General features: G+C 65.5%; 11 protein-coding genes and 1 tRNA gene. All 12 read right to left on the bottom strand.

The window, feature by feature from the left end; all coding sequences use genetic code 11:
• Nucleotides 1–237: helix-turn-helix domain-containing protein (locus tag C4301_RS04410; protein WP_352413894.1), on the bottom strand; the 237-nt coding region annotated here is incomplete at its 3' end.
• A 6-nt stretch (nucleotides 238–243) separates the two neighbouring features.
• The gene (locus C4301_RS04405; RefSeq protein ID WP_352413893.1) at nucleotides 244–1089 is read right to left on the bottom strand and encodes a pseudouridine-5'-phosphate glycosidase; all 846 of its coding nucleotides are present in this window, start codon (nucleotides 1087–1089) and stop codon (nucleotides 244–246) included.
• 9 nt (nucleotides 1090–1098) lie between these two features.
• On the bottom strand, nucleotides 1099–1860 hold the full coding sequence (locus tag C4301_RS04400; RefSeq protein WP_352413895.1) for a DUF4388 domain-containing protein: 762 nt from the start codon (nucleotides 1858–1860) through the stop codon (nucleotides 1099–1101).
• Nucleotides 1860–2663: a fructosamine kinase family protein gene (locus C4301_RS04395; protein WP_352413892.1), complete on the bottom strand. Its 804-nt coding sequence runs from the start codon at nucleotides 2661–2663 to the stop codon at nucleotides 1860–1862. The genes C4301_RS04400 and C4301_RS04395 overlap by 1 nt, the downstream gene beginning before the upstream one ends.
• Complete coding sequence (locus tag C4301_RS04390; RefSeq protein WP_352413891.1) at nucleotides 2653–3132, bottom strand: low molecular weight protein-tyrosine-phosphatase; 480 nt, start codon at nucleotides 3130–3132, stop codon at nucleotides 2653–2655. Before C4301_RS04390 ends, C4301_RS04395 begins: the two co-directional genes overlap by 11 nt.
• Nucleotides 3133–3203: 71 nt before the next feature.
• Complete coding sequence (locus C4301_RS04385) at nucleotides 3204–4748, bottom strand: sensor histidine kinase (RefSeq protein ID WP_352413890.1); 1545 nt, start codon at nucleotides 4746–4748, stop codon at nucleotides 3204–3206.
• Nucleotides 4738–5463 carry an RNA methyltransferase gene (locus C4301_RS04380; protein ID WP_352413889.1) on the bottom strand — a complete coding sequence of 242 codons (726 nt, stop codon included), beginning with the start codon at nucleotides 5461–5463 and terminating at the stop codon, nucleotides 4738–4740. The genes C4301_RS04385 and C4301_RS04380 overlap by 11 nt, the downstream gene beginning before the upstream one ends.
• The gene (locus C4301_RS04375) at nucleotides 5454–7607 is read right to left on the bottom strand and encodes a transglycosylase domain-containing protein (RefSeq protein WP_352413888.1); all 2154 of its coding nucleotides are present in this window, start codon (nucleotides 7605–7607) and stop codon (nucleotides 5454–5456) included. Before C4301_RS04375 ends, C4301_RS04380 begins: the two co-directional genes overlap by 10 nt.
• A gap of 8 nt (nucleotides 7608–7615) precedes the next feature.
• On the bottom strand, nucleotides 7616–7969 hold the full coding sequence (locus tag C4301_RS04370) for a response regulator (protein ID WP_352413887.1): 354 nt from the start codon (nucleotides 7967–7969) through the stop codon (nucleotides 7616–7618).
• A 42-nt stretch (nucleotides 7970–8011) separates the two neighbouring features.
• Nucleotides 8012–8085: transfer RNA gene (locus C4301_RS04365), tRNA-Gln, on the bottom strand.
• A gap of 37 nt (nucleotides 8086–8122) precedes the next feature.
• Nucleotides 8123–9229: a redox-regulated ATPase YchF gene (ychF, locus tag C4301_RS04360; protein WP_352413886.1), complete on the bottom strand. Its 1107-nt coding sequence runs from the start codon at nucleotides 9227–9229 to the stop codon at nucleotides 8123–8125.
• Nucleotides 9230–9239: 10 nt separating this feature from the next.
• Nucleotides 9240–9665: a YqhA family protein gene (locus tag C4301_RS04355; protein ID WP_352413885.1), complete on the bottom strand. Its 426-nt coding sequence runs from the start codon at nucleotides 9663–9665 to the stop codon at nucleotides 9240–9242.
• Between the last annotated feature and the right edge of the window lie 54 nt (nucleotides 9666–9719).

Genomic DNA, 9719 nt, shown 5'->3' with positions numbered 1-9719 from the left:
GGGGGGAGGGGGTTCCGCCGGATAAAGGGCCAGGAGGGGCTTAGGGTCTAAGCCCAGGAGGAGGGCGTACCGCCTCAGGTACCCCTTGGCCAAAGCGGGCTCTGGAAGAAGGTCAAAGCGGCACTCCTCGAGGGCCTGGAGGACGCTCTTCTTAAGGGAAAGCCGCCTGGCGGCCTCCTCCAGGGAAAGCCCCCTGGAGGTGCGCGCCGCTTTAAGCCTTTCCCCAAGCTCGCACATGTCCTTTCATTCTACGCCCGCAAGGGCGCGCGCCACCTGGGCCGCCAGCCGGGCGTTCTCCACAAGGAGACGGCGGTTGACCTCGAGGCTTCTTCCCTGCGTCCTTTCAGCAAGCCGCTTCAAGAGGTAGGGGGTGAGGTCCTTCCCGGTTACGCCAAGCCTACGGGCCTCCCGGTTCGCCTCTTCCACATGGGCTTGGACCTCTTGGTAGGGAAGCCCCTCGGAGACCGGATTGAAAAGAAGGACCCCGCCCAGGCCCAAGGCCTTCGCCTCCCGGTAAACCCGGGCCGCCTCCAAAGGGGTCTCCACCCGGGCGGGCAGGGGGTAAGGGGAGTCGGGGCTTAAAAAAGCCGGCATCCGGTCCGTCCGGAAGCCCAAAACCGTGATGCCATAGGTCTCGAGCCGCTCCAGGGTGGCCTCGAGGTCCAGGACGCTTTTAGGCCCCGAGGCCACCACCAAAATGGGGGTGCGGCTTAAGGCCAAAAGGTCCGCGGATTCGTCAAAGGAAGCAGGGTGCACCCCGCCGATCCCCCCGGTGGCCAAGACCTCGAGGCCCGCCCGGTGAGCCAGGTGGACGGTGGCGGCCACCGTGGTCCCCGCGTCCTTCCCAGCGGCGATCAAAGCGGCAAGGTTCCAAAGGCTCGCCTTGTCCGCTCCACCTTGGGCCAGCCGTAGGATCTCCGCCTTGCTAAGCCCCACCCGGACCCGGCCGCCCACCACCCCAATGGGCCTTGGCCTGGCCCCTTCCGCCTCCACCGCCTGGAGAAGGGCTTCCATGATGGAGAGGTTTTCCGGCCAGGGCAAACCATGGGTCAAAAGAGCGGTCTCCAGGGCTACCTCTGCCCTTTCCACGCCCCGATTTTACAGCTCCGGCCAGACCAGAACCTCCTCCCCCACCCTCAGGTCATGGAAGAGGAGGAGCTCTGGGGCCAAAAGGAGACGCCGCCCCGCCCCTTTAACCCCCTCAACGGGCAAGACCGTCTCCTTCCGCCCCCGCACCCGCACCCCCTGGAAAGCCCCATACTGCTTCCGCCAAGCGCTTAAGAGGAGGGCATCCAGCCCTGCCCCCTTTTCCCCTAGGGCCACCACCAACCGGACCGTGTGGGGCGTGCGGGGCCTGACCTGGAGGATCCCCGCCCGGGCCAGATGGCCCACCCGGAGGGCCGCCTCCTCCAGGGAAAGCCCTGTCCGGTCCACCAGGTCCAGTAGGCTCACCTCCCCCTTCAGGTGGGAAAGGAGCTGGAGCTCCTCTGGGGCCAGGGTGAGGTGGGTGGCAAAAACCCGATCCCCAAAGGCGATTCGGTCAAAAGGCCCCACCTCCACCCGCTCGTCCAACACCCGGACCGCCTGGAGGAGGTAGGCCTCGAGGGGTAGGCCCAAGGTGGTCCTCTGGGCCCGCTCCCCAGGCAGAAAGCGAAACCGCCCCTCCTTCAAGGCCAGAACTTCCAAAAGCGCCTTCTCCCCCTGGCGGGAACCCAAAAGGGCGTGAACGGGCCGCCCCCGCTCCAGGTACACCCCCCCTTCCAAAGGGCCCGCCTGGACCAAAAACGCCCCCGTCTTCCGCCCTTGGGCGAGAAGCTGCAAGAGGTCGATGGGGGAAAGAAGGCGGAAATCCCCTTCCATCATCCGCACCCCTTAAGGGCCCGCTTTAAAGGCCCAAGGTAGGCTTCTCCGAAGAGGAGGAGATGGGCAAGAAGAAAGTAGACCTGGTAGCAGGGAAGGGCGCGGTTCACCGCCTCGGGGATGGGGAGCAAGGCCTCATAAGTGCGCCAAAAAACCTCGGGAAACCCCCCGAAAAGCCGCATCATCGCCAGGTCCACCCCCCGCTCCCCCACCCAGGCCGAAGGGTCCAAGAGGGCCGGCCCCTCCTGGGCGAAGTAGACATTCCCGTGCCAAAGGTCCCCGTGGATTAGAACCGGCCCCTCCTCAGGGAGGCGATGCCAGGGGGCCCGCTCCACCTCGAGGAAAAGTCTTCCAAGGCGCAAGGAGCCCTTGGGGTTGGGCGCGGCCTCCAAGAGAGGCAAGATCCGCTTCTCGTAGAAAAACCGCCCCCAGTCCTCGCCAACCCCCTCCGGCAGAGGCAAGGGGCCCAGGAAGACCCGGTCACCCCCATACTGGACCTCCTTCTGACTGTGAAGCTGGGCCAGCATCCGCCCCAGCCCCTCCCAGTCCGGCGGCCCGGGGGAGAGGTATTCCATAACCAGCCCCCCCTCGTCCACATACACCACCCTGGGCACCCGCACCCCTTTTCCTGATAGGCGCATGAGCCCCCGGGCCTCTGCGGGGAAGAACCCCTCCGGGGGGCTTGGGTGGAGCTTGAGGACATAGGGTCCCGCCCGAAACACCCGGGCCACATCCCCACCCACCAAAGGGACCAAGGGGTAAAAGGGCAGACCGGCTCGGGCGAGAAGCTCCTCAGGACGCATCCTGGACCCTGACCACCCAGTCTAAAAACCCCTTCAGGGCCTCCTCCAAAACCAGATAGGCCTCCCGGAACGCCCAAAGGTCCTCGTAGTAGGGGTCCGGCACCTCCCGACCCGTCCCGTCGGAAAAATCCAGGACCAGCCGGACCTTCTCCTTGGCCTTGGGGCAAAGGCTTAAGACCCCCTCGAGGTTCTCCCGATCCATGACCAGGATGTGGTCAAACCGCTCGCAGTCCTCCCGGCTGAGCCTCCGGGCCCGGTGGGGGAAAAAGGCCCCGTGTTCCTCCAGCACCCGTCGCGCCCTGGGGTCCATCCCCTCCCCCACGTGCCAGCCGCCAAGCCCCGCCGAGTCCACCTCAAACCGGCCCGAAAGCCCCCGCTCCCTGAGGAGCTTGAGAAAAATTCCCTTGGCCATGGGGCTTCGGCAGATATTGCCCAAGCAGACGAAAAGTACGCGTATAGGCCTCCCCATGCCCTCCATCCTAACGCCCCCGCTCTGAAGAGCGTGACTGCCCTCCAGAAAGCCCCCTGCGGTACCCACCCCTAGTACGGCACCTCCGCCCCCACCTCCGTCCCTTTGCCCGGCTCCGATCGGATCCAAAACCGCCCGCCCCTGGCCTCCACCCGCTCCCGCATCTGGGTGAGGCCAAACCCTCCGAACGCCCCCGCCTCGGGGGTCTTAAAGCCGCACCCGTTGTCCCGCACCACGAGCCGCGCCCCCCGCGACCCCAGGGGCTCCAAAACGACCTCCACCCGGCTCGGCCGGGCGTGTTTGGCCGCGTTGGTCAGGGCCTCCTGCAAGACGCGGAAGAGGATGAGCTCGCTCGCCTGGGAAAGGTGGACCGCTTCAGGCAGAACCAGCCGGACCCGGAACCCCGCTTGCTCCGCAAAGGCCTGGGCGTAACGGCGGATGGACTCTAAAAACCCGTAGCGCTCGAGGTCAATGGGCCGCAGGGCGAAGATGCTCCGGCGAACCTCGCGGATCTGGCCCCTTAGGGTCTCCTTGATCTCGGAAAGCGCCTTAAGCGCGGCCTGACGATCCTTCTCCAAAAGCCTTTCCGCCAGGTCCAACTTAAGGGCCATGAAGGCCAAGCTCTGGGCAATGCCGTCGTGGATCTCCCGGGCAATGCGGTTGCGCTCCTCATTGATGGCCAGCTCCTCCGCCCTTAGGTAGGCCTGAGCGTTCCGCACGGCCAGGGCCATCTGGGAAGCCAAAAAGGAGAGGAAGGGAATCCGGCCGGAAAGCCCCTCTCCTTCTAGAACCAGAACCCCCACCGTCTCCCGGGCTTTGAGGGGCAGGACCAAAAGGCCCGGGGCTAGAAAGACCGGCCCCTCGAGGGCCGCCTTCCACGCTCCTTCGGGCAGAAAGGGGCGCTCCGGCAGGTCCAGCCCCCGCACCGCCCAGGGTTTTAAGAACCCCCCTTCGTCCAGGAGAAAGACTCCACCCCCCTTTCCCCCAGCCCAGCGGAGGATGCGGTCCAGAAGCCCGTCCAAAAGCTTTTCCAGGTTGGCCTCCGCCTTCAGGGCCTGGTCCACCTCGTAAAGGGTAAGCAGGTCCCGCGTCCGGGCCATCACGGTCTGAAGGGCGCTCGCCACCTCGTGGGCCAGGACCTCCAGAAACCCCGCCTCCTCCGTAACCGGGGCCTCCAGAAACCCCTCGAGGCCAGGCAGGGCCACCTTCTGGCACCCCGCGCACCCCCCGCCCCGCACCCCCTGGACCTCCACCGCCACCGGGTGGCCCAGGGCTTGCGTGAGGGCCTGGGCAATCCGCCTTACGGCCTCCTCGAGGGTCTCCGCCTGAAGGGCTTCCTGGAAAACCCGCCCCACAGCGAAAAGCCGGCGGTTCGCCTCTTGAAGCGCCTTTTCCGCCCGGGCCTTCTCCAAAACCTCCTGAGCGATCCACTCCAAGACGGCAAAGGTCACCAAAGGACCCACCAGGCCGTAAAAGCCCAGGCGGAGCCAGAAGGCAAAGTCCTGGTGACGGTAAGGAAGAAGGGTGAGCTCAAAAAGGACGACCACCACTAAAATGGCCGGCGGAAGGAATTTCTGCGCCAGCCGGACCAAACGGTAAAGCCCCTCAGTCCCCATCCTTCCTCCCCATGGCGTAGCGGCTCTGGTGGAGGAGGCCCCGGAGCATCTGGACCTCCCCCGGGGAAAGGCGGGCCTTGTGGAAGATCCGTCTTAAGCGGCGCATGGCGTAGGGAAAGCGATTTTGGTCGGTAAAGCCGATCTCGAGGATGTACCGGCCCAGATCGGAAAACAAGGCCTCCAGCGCCGCCGTGCTCGCGAGCTCCTCCTTGGGGAAAGGGGCCTTCTGGGTCTGGGCTTGGAAAAGCTCGTACGCAAAGACCACCACCGCCTGGGCCAGGTTCAAGGAGGGCTGTTCAGGGGCGGCGGGGATGGATCCGATGAGGTGGGCCAGGTCCAGCTCCTCGTTGGTCAGGCCGATCCGCTCCCGGCCGAAGACCAAAGCCACCTCTCCCTCCACCCCAAGCACCTCCTGCGCCACCTCCTGGGGCGTCCGAAGGGGAGCGGGGTAGAGCTCCCGGGGCCGGCCCGTGGTGGCCACCACCAGCCTCGCCTCCGCCACCGCTTCCATAAGGCTCGAGTAGACCACCGCCCCTTGCAGCACATCCTCCGCGTGGACGGCCAGCCAGAAGGCCTCGGGGGGGAAAGGGGGGCCTACCCTGGGCCCTGGGTTGACCAAGGCCAGGACCCTCAGGCCAAAGTTCTTCATCGCCCGGGCCACCGCCCCCACGTTCATGGGCTCCTCGGGCTCCACCAAGACCACCTTCACGGGCATCGGTACTTCCCCTCCTCCCCCCTGGGCACCTCGAGCCAAAGGATCTCCTCAGAAGGCGTGTCGGGGCCCGCCAGGCAGTTCGTCCGCCGGTCCAGGGCCAGGGTCACCGTATCGGTGCCGGAAGGGGAAGGGGGCGGCTGGGGTTCCTTCCCCGCCGGCAGGTACATCAAGGGCCCAGAGGGGGATAACGCCCCGCTTAGGAGGTCCACCCGGACGGGAACGAGCCCGCTTGGAGGGGGAAAGTCCCCACCTGGCCTCCCCCTCAGGGCTTCCTCCACGAAGGCGCGCCAGATGGGCGGGTTGACCACGGAGCTGCTGGGCTCCCGCCCCCCCATGCGAAGCGGCTGGTTGTCGTCCCGGCCCACCCAGACCACCGCGGAAAGCCCCCGGGTCACCCCGGCGAACCAGAGGTCCCGGGCCTCGTTGGTCGTCCCCGTCTTCCCCCCCACCACCCGGCCCGGGATGCGGGCCCCCTTGGCCAGCCCCTGCCCCCCAAGGTCGTAGACGTACCCTTTCAAAAGGTCCCAGCCCTGGTAGGCCACCAGGGGATCAAAGATCCGGACCCGCTCCGGCCTGGCCTGGTACAAAACCCTCCCCTCCGCGTCCTCCACCCGCTCCACCAGGTAGGGCTTGACCTTGTACCCCCCGTTGATAAAGGCGGCGTAGGCCCCGGCCAGCTCCGCCGGGGTGATGGAGGCCCCGCCGATGGCGATGGCCAAGGTGGGATACCTCACTGCAAAGCCCGCCTGGGAGAGTTTCTGGGCCACCTTTTCTACGCCGATGGCGTTTGCGGTGTAGACCGCGGGCAGGTTCAAGGAAAGATCCAAAGCATAGCGGACGGTGATCTCCTGGTTCAGGAAGCGGCCTGAGAAGTTCTTAGGCCGCCACACCCCCCCCTTCTGGCTGGGGTCGGGGAACTCCAAAGGCCGGTCCGGAACCAGGCTGGCCTGGGTGAAACCGTTCTCGAAAGCGGTGGCGTAAACAAACGGCTTCACCGCCGAACCAGGGTTCCTGAGGGCCCTAAAGGCCCGGTTGTACTCGTCCTTCTCCTTCCGAATCCCTCCCACCAAGGCGAGGACCGCCCCCGTCTCAGGGTCCAAGCCCACGATAGCCAGATCCGCCCCTTCAGGAAGCCTTGCCCCTCTTGCCGCCTTCTCCGCCGCGGCCTGCATGGCGGGGTCCAGGGTGGTGTAGACCTTCAGCCCGCCCTCTCCGTAGACCTTCTCCCGGCCAAAGCGGGCCTCGAGCCAGCTGCGAACCTCGTAGACCACATGGGGCGCCTGGTTGACCTGAACCTCGGGCAGGATGCGGGCCGAGGGATCCACAAGCCGGGCAAAAACCAGGTTTCCCTCAGCGTCGTACCTCGCCTCCCACCCCCGGGGCACCAGGGGGGTGCGCCAGGCCTCGTCCCGCAGGGCGGGGCTGATCCAGCCCTCCTCGGCCATCTGGTCCAAAAGCCTTCTCATCCGCTTGCGCGTCCCCTCCAGGTCGAAGTAGCGGGCGTTGGGGGCGGGGATGAGGACGGCCAGATACGCCCCCTCGGCCAGGGAAAGCTCCGCGGGCGCCTTGCCAAAATAGGCCTCCGCCGCCCCCTGGATCCCCACCGCATTCCCCCCCCAGGGAACGACGTTCAGGTACATCTCCAGGATCTCCTCCTTGGTGTAGCGGCGCTCCAGCTCCAAAGCCAAGGCCCATTCCTTGAACTTTCGCTCCAGGGTCCGCTCCTGGGCGAGTTCCTTGAGAAGGGTATTCTTGATGACCTGGGTGGTGATCGTGCTTCCCCCCTGGAGATCCCCCTTGAGGACGGCAAAGAAAGCCCCCAGAAGCCTCACCGGGTCCAGGCCGTAGTGCTGGAAGAACCGCTTGTCCTCAGAGGCCACGATGGCCGCCACCGCCGCCGGGGAGACCTCGGAAAGCCGGACAAGGCTCCGGTGGATGGCCCGCCCTTCCTCCACGCTGGCCAAAAGGGCGAGCAAGGAACCGTCCCGGGCATAGAGGGTGGAGGTGGAGGTAAGCCTAAGGCGCTCAAAGGCGGAGAGGTCGGGGAGGCTACGGGTGAAGGCATAGGCCATATAGCCCAAGGCCAGGCCCACCCCCACCAAGACCGCCAAGAGACCCCAAAGGAGGAGGCGCAAGGTGCGCATGCCGGAACCTAGTGTACAAGAGGAAGGAGTTTCTCCCGGGTCAGGGGCTTCTCGATCACCCGCACCCGGACCACCTCCGCCGTGGTTTTAAGCCGCTCATCCGGCGCGATCAAAACCGCGACGGGCACCTCCTTCAACCGGCGCACGTGCGTGATCCGGGCCGCCACGGAAAAGGGGTCCAGGTCCAGCTCCTGGTCCAGGAGGATGAGCTTAGGGGTATAGTCCCTCAGCCAAAAAAGCCCTTCGCGGGCCGAGTCGAAGTGCATGAGCGAAAGCCCCATCCCCTCGAGGAGAAGCTCGAGGTAGGCCCTTACCGCCTGGTTGCGGCTTAGGAGGAGGACCCCGGGATAAGGCTCGGCCACAGGGCCATCGTAACCAAAGGGGCGTGAAATCGGTGTGAAAAATGGCTGGGGCGCGTGGACTCGAACCACGACCGGCGGATCCAAAGTCCGCTGTCCTGCCATTAGACGACGCCCCAGCGCCAAGGGCATTCTAGGGGACCTGCGCGGGGTTTGTCAAACGTTGAAGAGGATGTGGATCACATCCCCGTCTTGGACCTCGTACTCCTTGCCCTCTAGCCGCACCCAGCCCTTCTCCTTGGCTCTGGCCCAACCCCCCGCCTCCACGAGCTTGGCCCAGGGGATGACCTCGGCCCGGATAAACCCCCTTTCCATATCCGAGTGGATCTTCCCCGCCGCCTCGGGGGCCCGGGTGCCCCCTCGCACCGTCCAAGCCCTGACCTCCTTTTCCCCTGCGGTGAAGAAGGTGATGAGGCCCAGCGTCCGATAGGCCACCCGCGCCAGGCGGTTCAGGCCGGACTCAAAAAGGCCGTAGCTTTTTAAGAGCTCCTCCGCCTCCTCCTCGGGCAGCTCGGCCAGTTCGGCCTCGAGGCGGGCCGAGACCACCACCCATTCGGCCCCTTCCGCCTGGGCCCGCTTTTGGACCGCCTTCACCCAAGGGTTGCCGGCCCCGTCTGGCAGGTCCTCCTCCCCCACGTTCACCACATAGATCATGGGCTTGGCGGTGAGGAGGGGGGTCTCCTTCAAGAAGCGGCGCGCCTCCTCCGAGGGGGGAAATGTGCGGGCAGGCTGGCCCTGGACGAGGTGCGCGTAAAGACCCTCTGCGACCTCCAGAACAGGCCCCATCTCCCGGTTGGACCGGGCCTCCTTGCGCAGGCGCTCGAGGCGCCGCTCCAAGGTGGCAAGGTCCGCCAGGGCCAGCTCGGTGTGGATGGTCTCCATATCCTCCACCGGGTCGACCCGGCCCGCCACATGAACCACATTCGGGTCCTGGAAGGCCCGGACCACGTGGAGGATGGCGGAAACCTCCCGGATGTGGGCCAGAAACTGGTTGCCGAGCCCCTCCCCCTTATGCGCCCCCTTGACCAGGCCCGCGATGTCCACGAACTCTACGTGGGTGGGAACAGTGGGGGGAAGCCTCTCCCCTTTAGCAAACACCTTTTGCAGGGCCAAAAGCCGCTCGTCCTTTAGGGGGACCACCCCTATGTTCTTGTCAATGGTGGCAAAGGGGTAGTTGGCGGCAAGGGCACCCGCCCGGGTGAGGGCGTTGAAAAGGGTGGACTTCCCTACGTTGGGTAGACCGACGATCCCGACCGCAAGCACATCCTCCAGTCTACCCCGACTTCTTGGAGATCCAAAGCCCAAAGGCCAGAAGCGCCACCCCTAAGGCCAAAAAGGCCAGGTCCTGAAAAGAGGCCGCCTTCAGCGCCTGGGCCTGCTCGAAAAACCGCACCACCAAAAGCATGAGGACGACCGCTGCCAGCTTGCCCTTCAAATCCTCTAGGCTTTCCACCACCAGAACCCGGCGAAAGGGGTGGCCCTCGGGCACCTCGAGGGGGGCGATAAAAAGCTCATAAAGCCCCAGGGCAAAAAGGAGGAAGACCGCAGAAAAAAGCCCCTTTTCCAAGCTCCCCACCCCGAAGGCCTTGTATACCTCATAGAGGGCGAGATACGCGAAGTAGGCTGCCCCAAGGAGAAGGGAAAAAACCGGGAGGAGGATGAGCCAGCGGAAAAGGACGAGGAGCCCTAGGACCCTCATGGAGGCAGTCTACCGCCCAGTTGCTTCCCGAAGGGAACACCAAGTTGCTTCCCG

Origin of the sequence: Thermus sp., assembly GCF_040290245.1 — a bacterium.
Lineage (GTDB): Bacteria > Deinococcota > Deinococci > Deinococcales > Thermaceae > Thermus_A.
Note: the sequence above shows the minus strand (reverse complement) of the source record. Positions and strands in the feature narration are given on the sequence as shown.

Bases quoted from the DNA above. Each gene is read 5' to 3' on its own strand.
- C4301_RS04400 (WP_352413895.1), bottom strand. From the start codon at position 1,860: ATGGAAGGGGATTTCCGCCTTCTTTCCCCCATCGACCTCTTGCAGCTT.
- C4301_RS04395 (WP_352413892.1), bottom strand. From the start codon at position 2,663: ATGCGTCCTGAGGAGCTTCTCGCCCGAGCCGGTCTGCCCTTTTACCCC.
- C4301_RS04390 (WP_352413891.1), bottom strand. From the start codon at position 3,132: ATGGGGAGGCCTATACGCGTACTTTTCGTCTGCTTGGGCAATATCTGC.
- C4301_RS04385 (WP_352413890.1), bottom strand. From the start codon at position 4,748: ATGGGGACTGAGGGGCTTTACCGTTTGGTCCGGCTGGCGCAGAAATTC.
- C4301_RS04380 (WP_352413889.1), bottom strand. From the start codon at position 5,463: ATGCCCGTGAAGGTGGTCTTGGTGGAGCCCGAGGAGCCCATGAACGTG.
- C4301_RS04375 (WP_352413888.1), bottom strand. From the start codon at position 7,607: ATGCGCACCTTGCGCCTCCTCCTTTGGGGTCTCTTGGCGGTCTTGGTG.
- C4301_RS04355 (WP_352413885.1), bottom strand. From the start codon at position 9,665: ATGAGGGTCCTAGGGCTCCTCGTCCTTTTCCGCTGGCTCATCCTCCTC.